The 24,813-nt window shown below is 36.6% G+C and carries 20 protein-coding genes; 12 read left to right on the top strand and 8 right to left on the bottom strand.

What is annotated here, in order from left to right:
- The first annotated feature begins 15 nt into the window (after positions 1-15).
- From CQ046_RS07910 to CQ046_RS07895, 4 genes are all read left to right on the top strand, one after another.
- Positions 16-2,526, top strand: a complete 2,511-nt coding sequence (locus CQ046_RS07910) for a M1 family metallopeptidase (protein WP_105701737.1) — start codon at positions 16-18, stop codon at positions 2,524-2,526.
- Between the two features lie 159 nt (positions 2,527-2,685).
- Entirely contained in the window at positions 2,686-4,011 is a 1,326-nt protein-coding gene (locus CQ046_RS07905) for a hydroxymethylglutaryl-CoA synthase family protein (protein ID WP_105701736.1), read from the top strand.
- A gap of 624 nt (positions 4,012-4,635) precedes the next feature.
- Entirely contained in the window at positions 4,636-7,488 is a 2,853-nt protein-coding gene (locus CQ046_RS07900; RefSeq protein ID WP_105701735.1) for a SusC/RagA family TonB-linked outer membrane protein, read from the top strand.
- Positions 7,489-7,500: 12 nt separating this feature from the next.
- Positions 7,501-9,180: a RagB/SusD family nutrient uptake outer membrane protein gene (locus CQ046_RS07895; protein ID WP_105701734.1), complete on the top strand. Its 1,680-nt coding sequence runs from the start codon at positions 7,501-7,503 to the stop codon at positions 9,178-9,180.
- Positions 9,181-9,241: 61 nt separating this feature from the next.
- Here the strand turns inward: CQ046_RS07895 and CQ046_RS07890 are convergent, their stop codons facing one another.
- Positions 9,242-10,165, bottom strand: a complete 924-nt coding sequence (locus CQ046_RS07890) for a helix-turn-helix domain-containing protein (protein ID WP_105701733.1) — start codon at positions 10,163-10,165, stop codon at positions 9,242-9,244.
- Positions 10,166-10,347: 182 nt separating this feature from the next.
- Here CQ046_RS07890 and CQ046_RS07885 point away from each other — a divergent pair, with 182 nt between their 5' ends.
- From CQ046_RS07885 to CQ046_RS07875, 3 genes are all read left to right on the top strand, one after another.
- Positions 10,348-11,877: an aldehyde dehydrogenase family protein gene (locus CQ046_RS07885; RefSeq protein ID WP_105701732.1), complete on the top strand. Its 1,530-nt coding sequence runs from the start codon at positions 10,348-10,350 to the stop codon at positions 11,875-11,877.
- Positions 11,878-12,086: 209 nt separating this feature from the next.
- Positions 12,087-13,121, top strand: coding sequence for an alcohol dehydrogenase AdhP (adhP, locus tag CQ046_RS07880; protein WP_047434164.1), 1,035 nt, complete (start codon positions 12,087-12,089; stop codon positions 13,119-13,121).
- A gap of 88 nt (positions 13,122-13,209) precedes the next feature.
- Positions 13,210-13,593 carry a DUF779 domain-containing protein gene (locus CQ046_RS07875; protein WP_105701731.1) on the top strand — a complete coding sequence of 128 codons (384 nt, stop codon included), beginning with the start codon at positions 13,210-13,212 and terminating at the stop codon, positions 13,591-13,593.
- Positions 13,594-13,602: 9 nt separating this feature from the next.
- On the opposite strand, the gene CQ046_RS07870 is transcribed toward CQ046_RS07875, so the two are convergent.
- Both CQ046_RS07870 and CQ046_RS07865 read right to left on the bottom strand, forming a co-directional pair.
- A complete protein-coding gene (locus CQ046_RS07870) occupies positions 13,603-14,115 on the bottom strand; it encodes a hypothetical protein (protein WP_105701730.1) in 513 nt (170 codons plus the stop codon).
- A gap of 29 nt (positions 14,116-14,144) precedes the next feature.
- The gene (locus tag CQ046_RS07865; protein ID WP_105701729.1) at positions 14,145-15,344 is read right to left on the bottom strand and encodes a dicarboxylate/amino acid:cation symporter; all 1,200 of its coding nucleotides are present in this window, start codon (positions 15,342-15,344) and stop codon (positions 14,145-14,147) included.
- 93 nt (positions 15,345-15,437) lie between these two features.
- Between CQ046_RS07865 and CQ046_RS07860 the strand changes: the two genes are divergently transcribed.
- Genes CQ046_RS07860 through CQ046_RS07850 form a run of 3 tightly spaced genes read left to right on the top strand, consistent with a single transcriptional unit; the run spans position 15,438 to position 17,229 of the window.
- Positions 15,438-16,352, top strand: a complete 915-nt coding sequence (locus CQ046_RS07860; protein ID WP_105701728.1) for a DnaJ C-terminal domain-containing protein — start codon at positions 15,438-15,440, stop codon at positions 16,350-16,352.
- 3 nt (positions 16,353-16,355) lie between these two features.
- The gene (locus tag CQ046_RS07855; RefSeq protein WP_105701727.1) at positions 16,356-16,658 is read left to right on the top strand and encodes a chaperone modulator CbpM; all 303 of its coding nucleotides are present in this window, start codon (positions 16,356-16,358) and stop codon (positions 16,656-16,658) included.
- 37 nt (positions 16,659-16,695) lie between these two features.
- Positions 16,696-17,229, top strand: coding sequence for a hypothetical protein (locus CQ046_RS07850; protein ID WP_105701726.1), 534 nt, complete (start codon positions 16,696-16,698; stop codon positions 17,227-17,229).
- 52 nt (positions 17,230-17,281) lie between these two features.
- Here CQ046_RS07850 and CQ046_RS07845 read toward each other — a convergent pair whose 3' ends face one another.
- A complete protein-coding gene (locus tag CQ046_RS07845; RefSeq protein ID WP_105701725.1) occupies positions 17,282-18,274 on the bottom strand; it encodes a PLP-dependent cysteine synthase family protein in 993 nt (330 codons plus the stop codon).
- A gap of 174 nt (positions 18,275-18,448) precedes the next feature.
- Positions 18,449-19,678: an ABC transporter permease gene (locus CQ046_RS07840; protein WP_105701724.1), complete on the bottom strand. Its 1,230-nt coding sequence runs from the start codon at positions 19,676-19,678 to the stop codon at positions 18,449-18,451.
- A 4-nt stretch (positions 19,679-19,682) separates the two neighbouring features.
- On the opposite strand from CQ046_RS07840, the gene CQ046_RS07835 reads away from it, so the two are divergent.
- On the top strand, positions 19,683-20,879 hold the full coding sequence (locus tag CQ046_RS07835; protein WP_105701804.1) for an exo-beta-N-acetylmuramidase NamZ domain-containing protein: 1,197 nt from the start codon (positions 19,683-19,685) through the stop codon (positions 20,877-20,879).
- Here the strand turns inward: CQ046_RS07835 and CQ046_RS07830 are convergent, their stop codons facing one another.
- The 3 genes from CQ046_RS07830 to CQ046_RS07820 are packed head-to-tail and all read right to left on the bottom strand — an operon-like array spanning position 20,880 to position 22,916.
- On the bottom strand, positions 20,880-21,086 hold the full coding sequence (locus tag CQ046_RS07830; RefSeq protein WP_105701723.1) for a hypothetical protein: 207 nt from the start codon (positions 21,084-21,086) through the stop codon (positions 20,880-20,882). It abuts the gene before it with no gap.
- Between the two features lie 4 nt (positions 21,087-21,090).
- The gene (locus CQ046_RS07825) at positions 21,091-21,726 is read right to left on the bottom strand and encodes a DUF3575 domain-containing protein (RefSeq protein ID WP_105701722.1); all 636 of its coding nucleotides are present in this window, start codon (positions 21,724-21,726) and stop codon (positions 21,091-21,093) included.
- A gap of 14 nt (positions 21,727-21,740) precedes the next feature.
- Complete coding sequence (locus CQ046_RS07820; protein ID WP_105701721.1) at positions 21,741-22,916, bottom strand: thioredoxin family protein; 1,176 nt, start codon at positions 22,914-22,916, stop codon at positions 21,741-21,743.
- A 305-nt stretch (positions 22,917-23,221) separates the two neighbouring features.
- Here CQ046_RS07820 and CQ046_RS07815 point away from each other — a divergent pair, with 305 nt between their 5' ends.
- Positions 23,222-24,805, top strand: a complete 1,584-nt coding sequence (locus CQ046_RS07815) for a histidine kinase (RefSeq protein ID WP_105701720.1) — start codon at positions 23,222-23,224, stop codon at positions 24,803-24,805.
- Positions 24,806-24,813: the final 8 nt, after the last annotated feature.

Here is a 24,813-nt window from a genome sequence, read left to right as displayed (position 1 = left end):
TAATAAAGCAGACCAATGAGAAAGGCCATTTTGTCAATTGCTATACTCGGGATTTTATTTTCCGCAAATGTATCGGCACAAACTGAAACTTCAGGAAGGGATAAAGTATACAGAGCTACCCCAACCAAAGTAACAGAACTTAAACACACAAAGCTGAAAGTAAATTTCGATTATCAGAAAGAACAGATGAATGGGGAAGAATGGCTTACTGCCTCACCTTATTTTTATGCTACCAATGAACTGACACTTGATGCAAAAGGAATGCTGATTCATGAAGTGGCTCTTGATAATAACGGTAAAAAAACGCCTTTAAAATACGATTACAAAAATGATATCCTGAAAATTAGTCTGGATAAAACATACCAAAAAAATCAGGATTATACAGTGTATATCAAATATACCTCCCGCCCGAACGAAGTGAAGCAGCAGGGAAGTATGGCAATCAATGACGCGAAAGGACTGTATTTCATCAACCCTCAGGGAACAGAATCGGATAAGCCGACACAAATCTGGACACAGGGAGAAACAGAATCTTCCTCTGCATGGTTTCCTACCATTGATAAACCCAATCAAAAGACAACACAGGAAATCTATATGACGGTTCCTGATAAATATGTAACTCTTTCCAACGGTCTTCTGAAAGAATCCCAAAAAGAATCCAATGGCCTTAGAACCGATCATTGGGTGATGGATAAGAGGCACTCTACTTATCTTTTCTTTATGGGCGTGGGAGAATATGCCATTGTGAAAGACAAATGGAAAAATATTCCGGTTGACTATTATATTGAAAAAGAATATGAACCTTATGCTAAGCAGATTTACGGAAATACTCCGGAAATGATTGACTTTTTCTCCAAAAAACTGAACTACGATTATCCATGGGCAAAATATGCTCAGATCTCAGGAAGAGATTATGTAAGTGGGGCAATGGAAAATACCACTGCAACCCTTCACGGAAGTGATATCCTTCAGAAACCAGGACAGCTTATTGATGAAAATACATGGGAAGATACCATAGCTCACGAATTGTTTCATCATTGGTTTGGAGATCTGGTAACAGCAGAAAGCTGGAGCAATCTTACCGTTAACGAATCTTTTGCCAACTATTCCGAATACCTTTGGAATGAATATAAATATGGAAAAGACCAGGCAGATTACCATCTGATGACAGACGTGAATCAGTATATTCACAATCCATCCGATTTTAATAAAAATCTGGTGAGATTTAATTATGAATCCCGAGAAGATGTTTTTGACCTGGTAACCTATCAGAAAGGAGGCGGAATTTTAAATATGCTGAGAAACTACCTCGGAGACGATGCTTTCTTTGCCGGAATGAACGATTATCTGAAAACCAACGAATATCAGAATGCAGAAGCACACCAACTAAGATTGTCTTTTGAGAAAGTATCCGGTAAAGACTTAAATTGGTTCTTTAATCAATGGTATTTCGGAAGTGGAACCCCGAAAGTAAATTCCTCGTTTACATTTGAACCTGTGAAAAAACAGGTGACAGTAATCATTAATCAAACTCAGGAAAAACCATTTGAATTTCCTCTGGCTATAGATGTCTATGACAATGGTAAACCCAAAAGATACAATGTCTGGGTAAATGCGAATGCAAAAAATATCTTCAGTTTTGATGTTTCTAAGGCACCGGATCTGGTCAATATCAATGCGGATGGTGTTTTATTGGCAGAGATCACGGATACCAAAACCCCGGAACAGAATCTGATGCAGTTTACCAATTCTAAGGAATTCAAAAGCAGATATCTGGCTTTAAGCGGAATCAAAGAACAGGAAGGAAAAAGCCCTGCTGCAATAAAATTATTGGCTGCTGCATTAAAAGATCCTTTCTTCAGAGTAAGAATAAAAGCTTTAGATTTAATAGATCTTACCAACCCTGAACAAATGAAGACTCTGGGCGCTGAAGTTGAGAAACTGGCATCCAATGACCCTAAGACATTAACTCAGGCTGCTGCTATTGCCGCTTTAGGAAAGACAAAAGATAAAAAATACCTTCCATTATTTGAAAAAGGAGTAAGTGCTGTTTCCAATGCAGTGCGAGGGAGCTCAATGGGTGCACTTCTTTCCATTGATCCGTCAAGAGCCAATAACCTGGCAGATAAAATTGACATGAAAGGAGCTTCAGATGCTCTGCAGGCACAGCTACTCCCGATTATTGTAAAGAATAAGATCACATCCCAGATAGAAAACATTGCTCCTCTTGCCGCTTTTTATCCATTTATTAAATTCCAGAATCCGGAATTAGGAAAAGCAGCAGAAGATGGTTTCAACTGGATTATGACTTCTGATAACCTGAAAGCAACAGAAAGCATCACAAAAATAGCAGGGTATGCCAAAAATCAGATGGGTGACAATCCACAGGCTAAAATGATGATGGTTCAGATACTGAAAGACGGCTTGAGCAAAAAAATGGAACTGCTGAAACAGAATCCACAAAATGCTGCAAGTATCAACAAGCAGATTGATGTTATCAATAAAGCAATTGAAAATTATAAATAAATAGACAGAGCCGGCAAATTTGCCGGCTTTCTTTTTATCACCACATTGCAGGATTATATTTTAGCATATATTGATTTTTAATGATGCTGTAAAAATCAGCACTTTTAACCATCGTTTTTTGCATTATCTTTCATAAATTCGTTTAAAATTTAGACAATTATGAGTTTTGGAATTGAAGCAGCGGGCTATTATGTGCCTGGTTTATATTTGGAGATTAAGGATTTAGCAGAAAAAAGAGGGATAGAACCGGCAAAATTGGAAAAAGGTTTAGGTCTTCATAAAATGGGACTTGCTGATGTTCACGAAGACGCTGCCACTTTTGCGGCAGAAGCATTACTGAAGCTTATAAAAGATTATGATATCAACCCAAAGGAAATAGCAAGAGTATATCTGGGAACAGAAAGTGCTGTAGATGCGGCAAAACCTACGGCTTCTTATGCTGTACAGATGGTTGAAAAAGTATTGGAAGATGAATTTGGAACAAGATGCTTCAAAAACTGTGATGTACTTGATATGACTTTTGCTTGTGTAGGAGCAGTAGATGCGCTACATAACGCTTTGGATTTTGTAAGAGTGAATCCCGATAAAAAAGCAGTAGTGATTGCCAGTGACTATGCGAAATATGAATTAGCTTCTTCAGGAGAATATACACAGGGAGGAGGAGCTGTATCTCTTTTGGTTTCATCAAAACCAGATCTTCTTGAAATCGAGAATAACTGGGGTGTTGCTTCAGAAAGTGTTTTTGATTTTTTTAAACCCAGAAGATCATATCTTAAAGAAGATCTGAAGGATGCTCCGGAAAACTATCCTGAGAAAATTGAAATTTTTACCGATGAACCTGTTTTTGACGGACAATATTCTAACCAGTGTTATCAGGATAGAATAAAAGAAGCTTATTATCATTATAAAGAAATAACCAGACAGGAAAAACCTTATGAAAACTGGAAGTATATTATTTTCCATCTTCCATATGCTTTCCATGGAAAAAGAGTGTTTACGGAAATTTATAGTCTTGAAAATAATCTTTCCTATGAAACTGCAGATGAACAGAAGGCGGTTGCAAAATCTGAAAACTATCTGAAATTAATCAAAGATAAGATAGAAAAGACCCAGAGAGCTTCTTCTGAGATAGGGAATATGTATACAGCTTCTGTTTTTATGGCATTTCTTTCTGCATTACAAACATCTTTTAACGAAAATGAAGAACTTTCAGGAGAAGAAATAGGATTTGTAGGATATGGAAGCGGTTCAAAATCAAAGGTGTTTGCTGGGAAAGTTTCTGGAAACTGGAAAAAAATAGTGGAGAAATGGAATTTATTTGAAAACTTAAACCAAAGAACTGCTGTTGACTTCAATACCTATGAGAAACTTCACAGAAAACAGCTGAAGGAATCTGTGAACAATCAATATAAAGGCTTTGGCCTTGTTTCTATTGAAGCTGAAAATCCGGTTTTGATTGGAGCCCGATATTACAGTTATCAATAGGAAAACTATTTTGAATGTAAAATATAAAGCATCCCATATTTGTGGGGTGCTTTCCTTTTTACAGATGTTAAAAACGGTATCAGATTCTATCGTTTTTACAGTTGAATTATTTTTAAATTAAATGACAAAACGGTTAAAAAAATACAGTGAATAGGATGGGTGAATTTATTAGCTTTAATCTAATTATGGATATGGTGTATTAACTGTTTTTTAATTTTAATTTTAACAGACTATCTTAAAATAAGGGGTTTCCGGCTTTTAAAGTGCTTTTTTTATATAAAGTTTAAGAAAATATATCATTTTTTTCTTCATTTTTATCAAAATTCTAAAATATTTTACTGTAAATTTTACTTAATTAAATTTATTTATGGTTAATTTTTTTAATTAAATTTTTCTATTTGATGTAAATTGATTTTAATTTTAAAATTTATTAAAATTCCGTTAATGTTTAATTTGGCTTATTTTTCGTTAATTTTTTAAATGTAATTAAAATGATTCTACATTATTTTTTAAGTATGGATGTGAATCTCTCCTTTCTGTAAGCCTGTTTTCAGCGTTTAATGAATTGATGGTATAGATATTTATCGACATATTTGTCCCTTGAATATATTAAAATCTGTTAATATGAATGTGAAATTAAGCGTTTTGACAGTCGGTGTTCTGTTTTTTACAGGACAGACTGTATTAGCTCAGGAAAAGGACTCTAAGAACAGTAAGGACAAGGAGACAAAACTGGAGGAAGTTGTGGTTTTAGGTTATAGCAAGACTGCTACTAAAGCGAAAACCACTACATCTTCGGTTACTGTTGGTGCTGAAACCTTAGAAAACAGACCTAATATCTCGGTACTGAACTCGATTCAGGGTACTGCTCCCGGGATAGTAGTGAATTCAGCATCTGGATCTCCAGGTTCTGGAAAATTCAACATTTTGATCAGAGGTGCGAGTTCCCTTAACGGTTCTACAGATCCTTTATATGTTGTGGATGGAGTAATTACTTCCGGTTCTCAGTTCAGAAACCTGAACTCTTATGACATTGATACGTTCAGTATCCTGAAAGATGCTCAGGCAACTGCTATCTATGGTAACAGAGCTGCGAACGGAGTTGTAGTAATTACGACTAAAGGAGGAAAATTCAACTCTGGACTGAAGGTATCTTACGATGCATTAACTTCGTTCAGTAAATTACCAACTTCTGACTATAACATGTCAGATGGTAGACAGCTTTTACAGCTTCAAAAGACTTTAGGAACGGGTAAAGGTAATACTTTATCTCAGGATCAGATCAATAACTGGGGTACTAATACAGACTGGAGTAAACAATTTACCCGTATCGGTATTTCTCAGCAGCACAACCTTTCAATTACAGGTGGTGGGGAAAACATCAATAACTTCTTATCTCTAGGATATCTTGATAGTGAAGGTACTGTAAGATCTACAGACTTCAAGAGATTTACGATGAGAAATAACCTTAATGGTAAGTCTAAAGACGGAAAATTAACTTTCGGGGCTATCATGGGGTTAGGATATTCCAGAAGAAACCAGCTGGACGATGAAACGAACACAGGTATTTCCAACAATACGCTTCAGAATCCTTTATTCGGAGGTGTTCTTTCATTACCATATGCAACACCTTCTCCATATGCAAATGGGCAAGAGTTGTATAACGCTATTAAAGGAGATGCAACTAACAACAGACACTGGATTCTTCAGGATAACATTAATGGAGGAATCAGAAACAGATTTACAGAATTAAGTATCTCTGCCAATGCGAACGTAAACTATAAAATTACAGATTATTTAAGCGTTGGAAACAGAACAGGTATTGAGTATAAGCAATACGAAAGAAACTTCGCAAGATCACCACTAGGATACCTTGCTATCAGTGTAGCTAAAGGAGATGGATCTACATATGGAGGATTCGAAGACTTCTCAACAACAAGAGATTTGACTTTCAACAGTATTACGAATATTTCATTCAACAAATCTTTTGGAGATCACACAATTAGTGCTGGTGCTTACTTGGATTATATCAAGGCGCACGTAAGCTCAACAAGCCAAAGACAAAATGGTCTGAACCCATTACAATGGGAATTCGGTGCAGGAACTGGTTATATTCCATTTAACCCGGATACACCAAACATCTATAGACCTTCTAACAGTGCTACAAAAGTAACTGCTGGTACATTAGCTTATTTTGCAACAGCAGACTACGATTACAAAGATAAATATGGAGTAAGTGGAGTTGTAAGAAGAGATGGTTCTTACCGTTTCCTTCCTACCAACAGATGGGAGACTTTCTGGTCAGTAGCAGCAAGATGGAATATTGACAAAGAAGAATTCATGGCTAATTCCGGATTCAGATTACTTAAGTTGAGAGCTTCAATTGGTACTACAGGTAACCAGAACTTAGGAATTGCTAGTGATAACCAAAACCCATTAGCGCTTCTTCCAAACAACTTCCTTGATCTTTATAACGGTTTCTCAGGATACCAGAATTTATTAGGATATAACTTTGTTAACTTATCAAACCCTTACTTAGAGTGGGAGCAGGTAAAACAAAGCAACATCGGATTGGATTTCAACTATAAAGGATTGGTTGAAGGTAGCGTTGATTACTATCAGAAAAGAACATCAAGAATGTTCAATGACCTTCAAAAATCATCAGTTACGGGGTATTACTCAATCAGAGGTAATGATGGAGTTCTTGATAACAAAGGTATTGAAGGGATGATCAAGTATAACGTGATCAGAAACGAAAATACAAGATTCTCTGTTTTCGTTAACGGTGCATACAACTCTAACAAGATTGTTTCTATGAACAGCGAAAACCTTGCAGGAGATGTTGTAAATGCTATCGGAGGACCTGCTGGTCAGTATCAGCTATATTCATACGTTGGTGTAAACCGTGATAACGGAAACTTACAGTTTTTAGATAAAAACGGAAACATCACTGAGGCTCCGACATCTGCAGACAGAGTATTGACAGGAAAATCAAGATATGCTAAGTTTACAGGAGGTTTCGGATTCAACTTACAACACAAAGGCTGGTTCCTTGATACGTTATTCTCTTTCCAACAAGGAGGATGGATCTATGATAACTTACAGTCATGGATTATGGATCCAAGTGCTGCTGGAACAAGAAACCTTTCAGCAGATTTATTAAACGCTTGGACTCCTGATAACAGAGATACTGATGTACCTGCATTAAAAGCGAGCAACCTTAGCTTAGGTTCTTCAGACAGATTCTTACACAGATCAGATTTTATCAGACTTAAGAATATCTCTATAGGATATAACTTCAGCAAAAGCCAGTTAGGTAAACTACCGGTAAAAGGAATCAAAGTATTTGTTCAGGCAGAAAACCTTTATACATGGACAGATTGGAAAGGATTTGATCCGGAGCCGATTACCTCGTATTCACTAAATGTTTACCCTAACCCAAAAACCGTATCTGTAGGTTTAAATGTTGATTTTTAATAGAGAAGAATTATGAAAAGAATTATAAACACAATATTAGTTGTAGCAACCCTATCATCTGCAGCATTTACGCTGAACAGCTGTCAGGATGCACTAGATATAAAGCAGGCAGGACAATTAGAAGGACAGGACCTGTATACAAGTGTAGCTAATCTTAATGATATTTTGAATGGATCTGTATACGCTCAGTTAGACCCAATTGACGAGATCTATTTCACCGCTGTTTTTACAGACGAAGTAAAACCAGGATCTGGTAGTGGAGGACAGGAATATACGCTGCACAGACATTTCCTTGATCCATCCAGTGCTGTTATTACAGGAGGAACAGTAGGCACTGTTGCGAGTGACGGAATCTGGTTGAATAACTATAGAGTAATCAACAGAGTCAACAGACTTCTTGAAGGAGCGAAGAATATTACCCCTGCTTCTGCAGAAGAGAAAAATACATACAATGCAATCCTTGCACAGGCAAGAGCTATCAGAGCATATTGTTATGTACAGTTAGAGGCTTATTTCTCTAGTGATATGAAAAACCCTAATGCTTTAGGAGTTATCCTTTTAAAAGATGTTCCTTCTACTGAAGCACAATTGCCAAGAGCAAAAAATCAGGATGTATATGATTTCATCAATGCTGATTTAGACTATGCAAGAGGAATCTTAGAAAACGCTACAACTCCAAGAAGATATAAGGTAGATAAGAATTTTGTAAACGCTGTAGCTGCTCGTTTTAACCTTTACAGAGGTGAAATGGCATTGGCTAAGCAAAATGCAGAATCAGTAATCAACGGATCTGGCCTTTCTCTTACAATTGCTACTCCAATCACAGGTAACAATGCTGCAGTACCAGTTACTGAAGCTGATGGTTCTGTTTTCCAATCCGGACCTTTTAGTGAACCTACTACCGACAAGTGGAATATTGCATTCTATGGAGGAATTGATGAGAAAAGTGGAAATGGTATTGCAGGAGGTTCTTTCAACCCATACAGAAGAATGTGGGCAGATACTGAAAATGGAGAATCTATTTTCTCTCTAAACAGACTTCCTTTAGGAGCAGGTGCTGCTATTGGAGGAAAATGGAATACCAACCAGTCTAACCTTAGTGGGGCGCCAATGTGGTTCTGGGGAAGAAACCTATATAACCTATTTAAAAATACTCCAGGAGATATTAGAAAATATGCTTACGTAGATCCTTCATCAAAACCAAATCCAAATTATGCAGCTGCAACAGGAGGAAATACCAGAACTGACGGATTGGTTATTGACAAATATCCTGGTAAAACAAGTACAGCGACAAGAAATGACGTAAAAGTTTTCAGATTGTCAGAAATGTACTTCATCATAGCAGAAGCTGAAGTAGCGGCAGGAAACCTTACAGCAGCTCACGATAGAATTCAGCAGGTGAGAGTAGCAAGAAACTTCCAGGGAGCAGCTACAACACCTACTTATTCAAGCACACAAGTAGCTTATGCAGATATCTTGAAGGAGCGTAGAGTGGAATTAGCACTTGAAGGGCACCGTTTCATAGACCTTAAGAGACTTGCTGTAGCAGCTAATGTATCTATGGACAGAAACCCTACGGATGATATTATCGATGTGAAAAATCTTCCAAATGGTGATTACAGATATACATTACCTATTCCAATCAGAGAAATCTCTGCTAACCCGAACGTTAAGCAGAATGACAAATATTAAGATTTAATTTTAATATATTTTTTAAGAAGAGTCCCGGTAACGGGGCTCTTTTTTTGTGAAATTATCGTAGGAATGTTCTGTCCTGATAATTTTTAGGAGTTACACCTTCCAGCTGCTTAAATACTCTTGAAAAATAATTCGTATCTGAAAACCCAGTCTGAAAAGCTGTTTCCTTGATGCTGATCTGGCTGGAAAGTAATTCTTTTGCTCTATTGATTCTTTCCTGCAGAATAAAGTCATTAGGGGAAGTTCCCAGTTCGTCTTTGAACATTTTAAAGAAATTCGACTTACTTACATAAGCCAGTTTGGCGATGCTGTCAATAGATAATTTCTGATGCAGATTTCTTTTAATATAATCCACTACAAAGCCTATTCTCGATTTATTCTTAACGATATTCTTTTCTACCATACTTCTGGCCTGGGTCTGCATTAATCTGATCAGAAGCTCCTTCAATGCAAAATCTGCCATGATATCCTTTTGAGAATTATCATCCATAGCAATTCTCATGATATTGTTGGTCGCAGAAGCAAGAGCTTTATTGTTAAACAGGAAATACTCATCCAGCTGAATATTCCATTGTGAAGTTTCATCCACTTTAGGAAGATTATAGTTGAGATAATTGAGAGAATCTTCAATAAAGTCCGGATTAAGACTTAAAGAAATACATTGTGTAGGCGTTTCATCCGCTTCAGGAAAATCAATCACCATCGTTTCTCCCGGAGCAACGAGAATACTTTCTCCCGGATAATAATCAAAGTAATTAGTCTTTTTATCCAGTTTCATGTGCTTCTTTCCTCTTAGCATGGCCGTAAACGCAATATTTTCAAAATGAAGTTTTACGTCAAAAGCAGCCTTATGGGTTTCATAAATACTAAATTCACAATTGTTTAGATTGAATTTCGTCTGGTTTTCAACAAGACTCAATAGTTGGTTTTCCTTACGTAATTCAGGAGTATTTAATAATATCTTACTATTGTTATTCATTTCTAAAAATTTTTGAATCGGAAGTAACTCAAATATAGAAAATTTGAGAGTACGTTGCTGTTAATAAAATACTAAAATTGAACCCTCTGCACTATTTTACACTTTTTTTATACGATTGTGCTATACTCTTTTTGGCTTCTCTGTGTAATTTGGCAATATCGAAAAATAAAAACAATACTAATATGAGCACTATTACAGAACCAAGATCAACAACGCTTTTACAGCGTCCAGAGTTTAAAAGCAGGTATGACAATTATATTGACGGAAAATTCACTCCACCCGTTAAAGGACAATATTTTGATGTAGTTTCTCCGGTGGACGGAAAAAACTTTACCCAGGTAGCACATTCTTCCAAAGAAGATTTGGAACTGGCTGTAGATGCTGCTGAAAAAGCTTTTCAAACATGGAAAAATACTTCCTCTACGGAAAGAAGCATCATTCTGAATAAAATTGCAGACAGAATAGAACAGAATTTAGAATATCTTGCCATCGTAGAAACAATAGACAACGGAAAGGCCGTAAGAGAAACGCTGGCAGCAGATTTACCTTTAGCCATTGATCACTTCAGATATTTTGCTTCCGTAATTCGTGCTGATGAAGGATCTCATAACGAACTGGACAAAGATACCGTATCTCTGATTGTTCATGAACCTCTTGGTGTTATCGCACAGATCATCCCTTGGAACTTCCCAATATTAATGGCAGTTTGGAAACTGGCTCCGGCATTAGCAGCTGGAAACTGTGTCGTGTTGAAACCAGCAGAAAGTACTCCTGTTTCCATTATGGTTTTAATGGAGCTTATCGGTGACCTTTTACCGGCAGGAGTTATTAATATTGTCAACGGTTTCGGAGCAGAACTAGGAAGAGCCCTCGTTACCAATCCGAAAGTGGCAAAAGCAGCATTTACCGGGTCTACTGCTACAGGACGTCTTGTAATGCAGTATGCTACGGAAAATATCATTCCGGTTACGCTGGAATTGGGAGGGAAGTCACCAAACGTTTTCTTCAATTCTGTAATGGATGCTGATGATGAATTTTTAGATAAAGCAATAGAAGGAGCGGTGCTTTTTGCTCTTAATCAGGGAGAGATTTGTACATGCCCGTCAAGATTACTGGTTCAGGAAGGTATTGCAGATGCCTTCATCGAAAGAGTTATTGAAAGAGTAAAAGCTATCAAAGTTGGAAATCCACTGGACAAAACCGTAATGATGGGAGCACAGGCTTCAAAGATTCAGAAAGATAAAATCCTTTCTTACATTCAGCTTGGGAAAGAAGAAGGTGCAGAAGTGCTTGTTGGAGGAGAAGTAAACCATCTGGGAGAAGACCTGGAAGAAGGATACTACATCCAACCTACGATCTTCAAAGGAAACAACAGAATGAGAATTTTCCAGGAAGAAATTTTCGGTCCCGTACTGGCATTTACCACGTTCAAAGATGAAGAAGAAGCTGTCAAAATTGCCAATGATACCATTTACGGGCTTGGGGCAGGAGTGTGGACAAGAGATGCTCACCAGCTGTACAATATTCCACGCCAGATTGAAGCAGGAAGAGTATGGGTAAACCAATATCACTCTTATCCGGCCGGAGCACCTTTCGGAGGTTACAAGCAGTCAGGAATCGGAAGAGAAAACCATAAAATGATGCTCGACCATTATCGTCAAACCAAAAACATGCTGATTTCTTATAACAAGAATAAGTTAGGTTTCTTTTAATATTTATTTAGAACGTGTCCGCTTGCCTTGGCGTTGTCCAGGGCAAATCGGTCGGGCTATCCAGGGCTGCACTTCGTTTCGGTGCTCTATTGCATTCTGCACCGGCTCGTTCCTCGCCGCCCTTCCTATCCCTCACGCAGAGAAATTCTCTGTTTAAAAGTGGAGATAAAAACTAATAATCCCAAATAACTCAATCCAAAAAATAAGATATGATTCCAAAAACAATGAAAGCGGCAGTAGTTCAGGGCTATGGCCAACCCCTGAAAATAGAAGAAGTACCTGTAAGAGAACCCGGAAGATATGAAGTCCTTGTCAAAGTAATTGCCTGTGGAGTCTGCCATACAGACTTACATGCGGTAGACGGCGACTGGCCAGCAAAACCCAAAATGCCTTTAATCCCCGGACATGAAGGAGTAGGTATTGTGGTAGCTTGCGGACCGGAAGCTTTCGTAAAAGAAGGAGACGCCGTAGGAGTTCCATGGTTGTACAGTGCTTGCGGATGCTGCGATTATTGTATCACAGGGTGGGAAACCCTTTGTGAAGCACAGAAAAATGGAGGGTATAGTGTAGATGGAGGATTTGCAGAATATGTCATTGCAGATTCAAGATACGTTGGACATTTGAAATCTGATGTTAATTTTCTTGAAATTGCCCCCATATTATGTGCCGGAGTAACGGTTTACAAAGGATTGAAAGAAACAGAAACAAAACCCGGAGAATGGGTTGCCATCTCAGGAATCGGAGGGCTGGGACACGTAGCCGTTCAGTATGCTAAAGCAATGGGTATGCATGTAGCGGCCATTGATGTAGCAGATGATAAGCTTGAACTGGCGAAAAAATTAGGAGCAGACCTTGTAGTGAATGCAAAAAACACAGATCCTGGAGAATATTTACATAAAGAAGTTGGCGGAATGCACGGCGCATTGATTACTGCCGTTTCACCTATTGCTTTCAAACAGGGAATAGATGTGTTAAGAAGAAAGGGAACTATCGCTCTGAATGGCCTTCCTCCCGGATCTTTTGAACTCCCCATTTTTGAAACAGTTCTGAAAAGAATTACTGTCAGAGGTTCTATTGTAGGAACAAGAAAAGATTTGCAGGAAGCATTGGACTTTGCCAATGAAGGATTGGTGAAAGCTACAGTCACTTCCGCAAAATTAGAAGATATCAATGATGTTTTTGATAAAATGAAAAAAGGTCAAATTGATGGCAGAATCGTTTTAGATATTGCCGGTTCAAATTAATTGATGATGTGTTGTGGGATCCCGGTTAGATTTATTTTACCGGGATTTTTTATCAATATAAGGTTTGTATTAAACTAAAATAAAAACAATGGAAACAAAAATACCAAGACTTTCCGCAACGGAACAGGCACTTGAAGTAATACACAAGCTGGAAGACCAATACGGCCCTTTGATGTTTTATCAGGCAGGTGGATGTTGTGAAGGAACCCAGCCGCAATGTTTTGAAAAAGGAGGATTCTTTCCCAGAATGAATGATGCTATGATTGGTACCATTAACGGATATGAGTTCTGGATAGACCGCGATCTTTTCGAATACTGGAAATATTCACACTTTACATTGGATGTTACAGATGGTTTCGGACCCGGCGGTTTTTCACTGGAAACTCCTTTAGGCAAAACTTTTAAAGTTCACTACAGACTTTTCACTTCCGAAGAATATGAAAATCTGGAACCTGTAAGACGCAGTGAGTAGGATTTAATATTAAGGCTTTTGAGCGATATAAATAAGCTCTCTTTCAAATTCGTATTTACCTCTTGAAATTCCCCTTTTTAAAATGAAATACTGAGTCACAGTAATCGCTATAGCAATTACTATAAACATGTAATCCTTTTGATCACCTCTTGTGTTTACAAAAATCAGAATTAAACAAAAGCACAGAATGAAAAACCAATTCAGAATCTGAAGCCATGATGGAAAAAATTCTATAGCAACGGATGATTTTCCATTTTTATCAGAAATAGTTCCTTGAAATATGGGGTTGTTTTTATTCATGTCAAAGAGTCTTGTTCTTCTTCGTATCTTAAAATGGTTTGATTCAATCATTCCACGATATTCAAACCGTGTAGGAATGGAAGAATCCTTTTCCCAGGATATGAAAGTATTATTGGTTTTGTAGGTTATTTTCCACAATCTTTGTGTAAGTTCAGTGCTGTTGATATCGAGATCAACATTCAGACTGTTATATAAGCCAATGCTTTTGAAAAATGAGTTCATGGGTTAAAAGAAAAATGTTTAAACTATGGTCAGACCTTCACAAACCGGTTGACAAACATGGCGGAGACGATATCTCCTACAGCATTTAGAACGGTTGCCAGAGGATCTACCAAAGTCCCGATGATCATCACAGCAGGAATAGCTTCCTGAGGGAGTTTATACACAGAAATCATCAGCATTTCACCAATATATCCACCATTAGGAATCCCACCGGCTACAATACTCACAAAAACGGTAATTCCCAAAGCTAGAAGCAGGTTGGCAGGATCGAAAAAATCTCTTCCAATAATTAAAAAAGCTACATAGATCTTAATAATAGAAGACATGGAAGATCCATTCTTATGCAACGTGGTTCCAATAGGAATGACCAGATTGGCAATAGAATTCGGAATTCCGATTTTTGAAGCTGCCTGTAAATTGGCCGGCATCGTTGCAAAACTGCTGCAGGTACTTATTGCAGTTAAAGTAGGGTAGATCGCATTCGTCCAGAAGCTTTTAACTCCTTTCTGCCCATTGGCCATAAACGCATAAATAGAAAAGAATACAAGAAAATAAATAATTCCTGCAATATAATAAAGTCCCAGAGGCTTTGCATAAAATCCGAAAAGCTGAGGTCCCAAAGTCGCCACCTGATAAGCAAAATAGGCACCTAAACCAATGGGTGCAAGTTTCATCACCAATAGAAGAAGTTCTTTCATTACTTCATATCCTGAAGCAATAAAAACTCTGAAAGGCTGTCCTTGCTCACCCGTTTTTCTGGCTGCAAATCCTGTTAAAAAAGCAAATACCAAAAGAGCCAACATATTTCTTCTTGAGAAAAGCTCAGTGAATTCTCCTACAGTAAAGAAGCTTACAATTCTGTTACCCCAGCTGTCTTCATTAGCTGCTTCGGAAATGATCTCAGAGCTTCCGGAAACTCCTGAAACCGGGAAAAGATAGACTGCACAGATCGTAAACACTGCTGCCGTGAGAATAAAGAATAAAAAGGTAAGTGCCATCACAAGAATGATTTTACCAAATTTTGACTGCTGCTCCAGAGAAGCAATAGAATTGGATACGGCAAAAAATACCAAAGGAACTACACTCACGAAAAGAAGATTCAGAAAAATATCTCCCAAAGGTTTAATGGATTCCACAATTCCTGGGGCGACAATTCCAATGATGCTTCCAATAGTGATTCCCAAAAGTAAAAATATGATTCCGGAGTAGTTTTTCAGTACCTCTTTCATGTGGGGCTTTTTATCAAAGATAGGTTTATTTTTAACATTCTGTTATGCAATTTTCAGACCTAAAATTCATAAATTTGAGTAAACCTCATTTCTATGGCTTATATAGATTATTATAAAATTTTAGGCGTAGATAAAAGCGCAACACAGGATGATATCAAAAAAGCTTACCGAAAACAGGCAAGAAAACATCATCCCGATCTCAATCCCGGAGACAAAGAAGCAGAAAAGAAATTCAAAGAACTGAATGAAGCTAATGAAGTGCTCAGTAATCCGGAAAACAGGTCAAAATATGACAAGTACGGAGAAAACTGGAAGCACGGCGAAGAATACGAAAAAGCCCAACAGCAACAGCAAAGACAGTATCAGCAGCAAAGCTACAACAGAGGCTATTCTGGTGCAGACTTTGGTGAAGGGGAAGATTTCTCAGATTTCTTCCAGAATATGTTCGGTGGAGAAGGTGGCGGATTCGGTAAAAGTTCGAGAGGAAGAGCTTCCGGTAAATTCAAAGGTCAGGATATAAAGGCTGAACTTACTTTAAATTTAAGGGATGCTGCAAAAACTCATCCGCAAACTTTTGATATCAATGGCAAGAAAGTAAGAATCACCATTCCGGCCGGAGTGTATGACGGACAGCAGATCAAATTGAAAGGCCATGGAAATCCGGGAGCAAACGGAGGTCCGAGCGGAGATTTATACATTACCTTCAATATTCCGGCCGATCCGGATTTTGAGAGAATTGGTGATGATCTGAAAACCAAAGTAGTGGTTGATCTGTACACTGCCGTTTTAGGAGGAGAAGTGAAAGTAAACACGCTGGAAGGAAGTGTAAACCTTAAAGTAAAACCTGAAACCCAAACCGGAATGACGGTAAGACTGAAAGGAAAAGGTTTTCCTGTCTATAAAAAAGAAGGAGAACACGGAGATCTTTTTGTAACCTACGAAGTGAAACTGCCTACCAACCTTACTGAAAAGCAGAAAGAACTTTTTGAACAATTAAAAAATTCCTAAGCTATGAGTGAAAGAATATCACGGGAAGAACTCGTAAAAATCTATAATATAGAAATCACTTTTTTTGATGAACTTGTAGACTATGGGCTATTGAATATCCATATCGAAAATAATATTCATTATCTGATGTATGAAGATCTGCCTGATCTGGAAAAATTTGCCAACTGGCATTATGATCTTGAAATTAATCTGCCGGGTCTTGAAGTGATTTATAATATGCTGAAAAAACTGGATGCTCTGAACCGCAGAAACAGAGAACTAATGAATAAACTTTCTGCAATAAGTGATCAATATGAAGATATTTAGTTTAGTTTTGTAGCTTTTTAAAGCAAACTCTATAATTATGAATGAAGAAAAGGTGATTACACTAAAACCAGACAGAAAGATTTTTGAAGATATTTATTTTAGCGGTAATCAGGGAAGTCTGCTTTTTTCACCTACAACGAAAAGTAAAACCATTGTTACTATTGCAGCAGCAGTGATTGTTTTCATTGTTTTTCTTTTAAAAGATCTTTTGAGTAAAGAAAATGCAGGTATTTTATACTTCCTGAGTTTTATATTTTTGCTTTGTGCCGTTTTTTTATCCGTCAGCGTTAATAAAGTATCAAGATGGAAAAAACAGGTGAATCATTACCTAAATGTACTTGAAAAATGCAAAGTATACGAAATCAGATTTGATAATAACTTTTTCACAGTGAATATTGATGGTGAAAAAGAAACCAGCGAATGGAAAGATTTTGAATACTTCGATAGCACTCATGAATTTATTTCTCTTGAAGGAAAATACAACTATATGTTTCCCAGAAAATCAATGAGCGAGAAAGAATATAGTTTTCTCAAGAATACATTGAAAGAGAAAGTGAAAATCGATCAATAAAAAAAACGGAACAAAATTATTTTGCTCCGTTTTTTTTTATGTATAAGCTAGCTTATTTGCTTTCTTCCAGCCATCCCATTTCCTTCATCCACTCGTCATTGTAGATCTTTCCTACATATCTTGAACCGTGGTCATGAAGTAAAACAACAATTACATCATCTTTCGTGAACTGATCTTTCATTTGGATCAATGATGCAATAGCACTTCCGGCAGAATATCCGCAGAAGATACCTTCTTCTTTTGCCAGTTTTCTTGCATAGATAGCACCATCTTTATCCGTTACTTTTTCAAAGTGGTCAATTACAGACATATCATAGTTTTCAGGAATAATATCTTCCCCGATTCCTTCTGTAATATAAGTGTAAGCATGATCGTAATGCAATTCACCTGTTTCGTGGAATTCCTTCAGAATAGAACCATAAGTATCAACTCCGATTACTTTAATGTCCTGATTTTTTTCTTTGAAGAATGTTCCACATCCTGTGATCGTACCTCCTGTTCCGGCTCCTACCACAAAGTGAGTTAGTTTCCCCTCAGTCTGTTCCCAGATTTCCGGAGCGGTAGATTCGTAATGAGCCGCTCTGTTGGATAAGTTGTCATATTGGTTTACATACCATCCGTTTTCCGTTTCTTTTGCCAGTCTTTTGGAAACCGAATAATAAGAACGTGGATCGGTAGGTTTCACATCAGTAGGACAAACGATTACTTCAGCTCCTACCGCACGAAGAATATCGCATTTTTCTTTTGACTGTTTTGAATTGGTCACAAAGATACATTTGTACCCTTTGATGATCGCAGCCAATGCCAGTCCCATTCCTGTATTTCCAGAAGTTCCTTCGATAATAGTTCCTCCAGGTTTTAATCTGCCGTCTTTTTCGGCATCTTCTATCATTTTAAGAGCCATTCTGTCCTTTACTGAGTTTCCAGGATTGAAGGTCTCTACTTTTGCTAATACTAATGCCGGAAAATCTTCACCTAATACTTTGTTAAGTTTTACCAGCGGTGTGTTACCTATAGTTTCAAGGATATTTTTTGCGTATTTCATAAATGTTTTATAAGCGGCGCAAAGATAAGGCTTTTAAAATTATCTGCACTGTGGATAACATGTTGATAAGTTGTGGGTAACTGTGAAATCAGCTCAAATACAAGCTGTAACTTTCAATTATCAATTATCAATTATCAATTATCAATTATCAATTATCAATTATCAATTATCCTGTTAGTTGTACTTAATCGCTTTCACCGGAGAAATCTTACTGATCAGGTAGCTCGGAATAATCAAAGCCAATCCTGAGATAATAAGGATTCCCACAGAAATAGAGATAATCGCAATTGGATTAAGGTCTACTGGAACCGTACTTACATAATAGTTTTCCGGATTAAGTTTGATCACTCCAAAGAATTTTTGGATCAAAATAAGTCCTAAACCGATAGCATTTCCATACAAAAGTCCCGGAATCATAATAATCAGGGTATAATTGATGAAAGTAGCTCTTATCTGTGAATTGCTTGCTCCTAATGTTTTTAGAAGACCAATAGAATTGGTTCTTTCAATAATAAGAATTAGAAGAACCATGATAATATTAATTACCACAACAATCAGCATGATGATGATGATCAGGGCAATATTGGTATCAAAAATACTGATCCAGTCCGTAATCTGAGGGAATTTTTCTGTTGCTTTTTCAGCATAGTTTTTATAACCGATCAGTTTTTCAATGTCTGGAAAATCTTTGTCGATGTCATTTACATTTTTCAGAAAGATATCAATACCGCCAATTTCATCAGGTTTCATATCCTGAATTTTTCTTGCATGATTGATTCCTCCAATAACAAATTGTTCATCAATCAGTTTGATATCTGTTCTGTAAATACCAATCACTCTGAATTTACGGTAAAGTGGTTTTTGATCTGCTTTTAAAAATACGGTAACAATGCTGTCATTCAATTTAAGATGAAGATCTTTAGCTACTTTTTGTGAAATAGCAACATCATTGTTAAAGCCTTTTTCTGTTACTTTCGGGGTAGTTCCTTCAATAAGGAACTTTTTGAATCTTAAACTGTCGAAATCTTTTCCAATACCTTTAAATATAATTCCTGCGAAATTGTGCTCATTACGCATAATTCCGGTAACTGTTACATATTTTTGGACGCTTTCTACATCCGGAAGTTCTTTTATTTTGGCAATATTCAACCCCTGATTATCCAGTACGGAAGTATTGTATGAAGAATTTGATCGGGTAGATCTTACCGTTATATGTCCGCTAAAATCTGCCAGCCTCTCTTTGATAGCTTTTTTGGAACCAAAACCGGTGGCTACGGTAATTAAGGAAACAATAATTCCTAATGCTACGGAAAGCCTGCCAATGAAGATGATAACCCTTGAAAGGTTATTTTTGTTATCTTTGGAAAATGCTATTTTTCTAGAGAAATATAAAGGAAATTTCAAGCTTATGAATTTAGATTTCAAAATTAAAAATTTACTTCTGATTTGCCTAATTTTTTTAGGAGTATTCAACCAATATTATTCTCAGACTCAAGTTCAATCGGATTTTAAAACTGGCGCAGACCAACCTGAAATCTATTTACCCCTGTTAAAAGGTAAAACAATTGGTGTGGTAACCAATCAGACAGGTTTGATGAGTGACAAAACTTATTTGGTCGATTTTCTGGTAAAAAACGGAATTAAGATCAAGTCGATTTTTGCTCCCGAACATGGTTTCAGAGGAGATGCTGATGCCGGTGCAAAAGTGAAAAACGGGGTAGATGTAAAAACTGGAATTCCCATTGTTTCTCTGTATGGCAATAATAAAAAACCAAAGCCTGAACAGCTTTCTGGAATTGATATTGTCGTTTTTGATATTCAGGATGTGGGAGTGAGGTTCTATACTTATATTTCTACATTGTCTTATCTGATGGAAGCGGGTGCTGAAAATAATGTTGAGGTGATGGTATTAGATCGTCCTAATCCACATGATGGATATACAGACGGACCTGTTTTGAAAAAAAAATGGACCAGCTTTGTAGGATTACATGAAGTTCCTGTTGTATATGGATTGACGATAGGAGAGTATGGAAAAATGGTGAATGGTGAGAAATGGCTGAAAAATGGTGTTCAGACCAAATACACATTGATTCCGATGAAGAATTATCATAAAAAACAACGTTACCCGATACTTGATAAACCTTCTCCTAATTTACCCAATGATAAAGCTATAAATTTATATCCAAGCCTGTGCTTTTTTGAAGGTACTCAGGTTTCCGTAGGAAGAGGAACAGATCTTCCTTTCCAGATTTATGGTTCCCCATGGACAGAAAACCTTCCTTATCAGTTTACTCCTAAGCCAAGTTATGGTGCTAAAGACCCATTTCTGAACGGGAAATTATGCTATGGTGAAAACCTTTCCAGTTATCCTAATGATTTAAGAGAATTGAATCTTGAATGGGTCATTAAAGCCTATCAGAATTACAAAAACCCTCAGCAGGATTTCTTCCTGAAAAACCTTTGGTTCGATACCTTATCCGGGACTGATGAATTCAGAAAACAGATCATTGATGGAAAATCAATTCCTGAAATTAAAGCTTCATGGAAAAAAGATCTGGAAAGTTTCGAAAAAATCAGAACCCGATATGTGGTATATGAAGATTAATTAATCAAAATTTTGGGGCGGATTTTTGTCATTTTTGCCCTTATTTAAGATAAAGAGCCCGACAGTTAGCCCGACAACTCCTGCAAAAGCAGTCATTAAAGCTCTTTGTAATTTATCTGGCAAATCATTACCGATATAATTCATTAAAAAAAGAATCACAAAAGTGATCACTGAAATAATGATATGATTTCTTCCGAATGGCTTCATTGTATTATTTTAATTTGTAAGAAATCATTACTCCTCCTCTGTATGGAATGATCTCACCGCTTTTGTTAAACTTCTCAGCAGAGTCATAACGTCTTCCTGTTGTACGGTCGTATCCTTTATAAAATCCTTGCGATGTTCCAACGGTTGCATAAAGATCAAGATTCCATCGTTCAGACAATTGAAACTGATATCCTGCAGTAACGCCCAGCGTTAGAGAATATCCTTTTTGATAAAGATTCGAAGTCATAACGATCTCGCCATCATCTTTTGGACCAGTTGTATGATCATTCCAATAATTCCATTTTTGAAGATTATAAGCTGATGCACCAATATTGACTCCTACATACCAACTCTTAAAGGCTTCTTTAAAATAATATCTTCCTTCAGCAGAAATAGAGTAAATCTGTAATTCATGTCCTGCAAAAGACTTCCATGGCGAAATGAAAACATCTCCCTGAAGGGTATATTTTGGGCTAATCTGTTTTTCTATTCCAAGGTTTAAAATTCCTATTGGGGCAAATAAAGCATTTCCTTTAATGTATAAACTTTTATCCTGTCCTCCTTGTTCCTGTTCCTGCGCACTCAATGTACCTGCTGACAGGAAAGCTAAAATGCCTGCTGCTAATAATTTATATTTCATCCGGTATATAATGTTTATTTTATTTGCTTTAATAATTCATCTGCTAGTTGAGAATCCTTATTGCCTTGAACTGCCATGTTTTTGGACATTTCAGCATAATTTTTTGCCATCTCTTTATTGCCCGTAAGGTGATAGAGTTTAGCTAGAATATAAGTGTTTTCTGAAGTTTCGTTTCTCATGACAGACTTTTCTGCCCATTCTGTAGCTTTCTTTAAGGAAGCTGGTGCCTTTACATGATCTGCAAATACCCACGCAGCCCTTAGAAGTTCATTAGGATCAAATGTATCAGCGTTTTTATAATAATCTAAAGCTGCTTTTTCATACTCTGGAAAATTGCTGTTTTGCTCATAATAGCTCAGTTTAGTCTGATTCAATTTTTTAAGAGCGGCTTCTTTTCCTACTAAAGGTTCTGCTGTTTTTAGAAAATAGTCATCGTTGATTTTTTTATTTTTATCATCAATAGACTGTTCTACTATTTTACCTAATTTCAACTGTGCATCAAATTCGTTGTACGTTTCTTCCGGAAGATATTTAACGATCTCTGCTTTTCTGGATGCAAAGATATTATAATTGGTATCTTCTGATGACTTTACAAAATAGAGTAGGAATCCTATCTCGTCTTTGGTCAATTCTTCAGTTTTCTTTTTATTTTGGAAATATCTTTCAGAAGCTTTTTTGGCGAAGTCATAATCTGTGTTGGCATTCAGCTTCATAATGTTGATCAGAAATTCCGGATCTTTTTCACCATTGGCAAAGCGGTCTTTAAAAGACCCTTTTTTGTTTCCGGGTGAATTGATATCCTGAGCCATTGCTACAAACATACTTTCTTCCATATACCCTGTATTTCTGGAAACAATTTCACCTTCACCATTTAGGAAAAGATAAGTAGGATAAGAACGTACTCCAAATTTGGAAGCGATATCTCTACCTTCTCCTTTTTCCATGTCAAATCTTGCATTAATGAAGTTGGTATTATAATAATCACTCACAGATTTTTGTGTGAAAACATTTTTCTCCATCATTTTGCATGGGCCGCACCATGATGCATAAGCATCAATAAAAACCAATTTCTTTTCCTTCTTGGCTTTTGCAATAATATCCTTGAAAGGCAGTTCCTGAAATTGGATCGCTTCCTGAGCTGAAATAGCTATAGCACAAAAAATAGATATCCCGGAGATGATCTTCTTCATTTTCAAATAAGATTTGTAGGCGAAGATAATTAATTTTCAAAATATAGAGTGCTGAATATGTTGCCTGAATGACGATATTAACGAATTTTAAGACTTAATTCGGTTTTGTAATTTTCATTTTTTTGCTAAAAAGTGATAAGTTTAATGAGGTTTTAATTATTATTTTTAATTTATAAATGCGCGTAGTCTGGTGCTTTTCTCTAAAAAATAAAATCTAAATATAATTCACTTTACGGTCCTGGAATCTTTGTTATATCTTTGCAAACGAATAATTTATATGTAGAGGAACCCGCAATTTTGAGAATTTGATTATTAATTTTAAGCACGCTTTATCCAAAAAGTCCATTTATATAACTGCCTTATCTGCCTGCCTGATTGCTGTGGCAGCATTTGCCGTTTTGAGTCTTTTGATTACAGAAGACAGCCGAAAAAATACCGATGATTTTGCAAAGAAAACATTTTTCCGAAAATATGAATCTATAGAACATGAATTCAGAAATATTGAAGATTATCAATATCTGCTTCGTGCACTCATTCAGAAAGACGGATTGAAGAATTATAAGGATTATTCTTTAGTTTTAAATGATCTGAACAAAAAAAGAAATCTTCTCCCGTACAGCTGGTATTACTATGAAAACAGGAGTTCAGGAAAATCTGAGAGCAATAACCCTTTGTCTGATATTTTCAAGAATACAGATTATAAAGAAAAATCCATTGTTATAAAAAATAATGGTCCGGGGCATTTCAAAGATCTTTTGATGACCAAAAAGGATAGCATGTACTGGATAAGCTATGATTCTTTGGTGTTGCCTGATAAAAACAAATTATATTATGGTTCTACAGTGAGTCTGGATGATCTGCACCAATATTTTATTAATGTTGACAAAAGCTCCAATACCTACGCCTATGTCTTTACCAAAGAAGGAATCTGCATTACCCATCCTGAGAAAAAGTATATCGGGAAAAATATTTTTGATTTTACGGATATTAAGCCTGCTGATACCCTGACCAGCAAAACGGAAGTGGGATATACCAAAGGAACAGCAGTCTCAGAATATCTGGGAGTAGAAGTAACCCGATTTATAAAACCGTTGAAGACCGACAATTTTGATGGATATACTGTAGTGAATCATGTGAATTTTATCATCGATGAAAACATCAGCAAGATAAAAACCTATACTGTTTATATTTTTCTGGCAGCCCTGTTTCTTATTGTAACAGTTTTTATATTGTTCCAAAGGGCAACCAATCTGGCATATCAGGAAAAAGAAAAAATACAGTCTGAGAAGAATTTACTGCTGATAGAGAACGAAAAGATGCACAAAGCCGAAGTGATCAATCAGCTTCAGCAGCTTAAAAATAATATCAATCCACATTTCCTTTTCAATTCATTGAATTCCCTTTATATGCTGATCGGGATCAATAAAGAAAACGCGCAGAAGTTTACCATGAATCTTTCCAAGATCTACAGATATCTGATTGTACCTCCGAAAGAAAATATTGTTCAGGTTTCTCAGGAAATCAAGTTTATACAACATTATATGGAACTTCTGAAAAGCAGGTTTGATGAAGAAATAAAGTTTGAGATAATTATTAATGATCCCAATAGTCTTGAAAAAAGAATTCCGTATTTATCATTGCAGATTGTCACGGAGAATGCTGTAAAACACAATATTGCCACAATAGATCAACCTCTGGAAATTATCATTATTGTGGATGCAGAAGGGATCACGGTAAAGAACACCTGGCAGCCTAAAACGGAACCGGTGCAGGGAGAAAAATTCGGAATTGATTATTTGAATCAGGTTTATGAGTATTTTAAGAATAATCTTCTTCATATTTCTGTAGATGGTGAATATTTCATATGTTTTTTGCCATTAATGAAGTGAAAATAAAA

The organism is Chryseobacterium sp. MYb7, from assembly GCF_002979455.1.
Taxonomy (GTDB): domain Bacteria; phylum Bacteroidota; class Bacteroidia; order Flavobacteriales; family Weeksellaceae; genus Chryseobacterium.
This window is presented reverse-complemented; position numbering and strand designations above follow the sequence as displayed.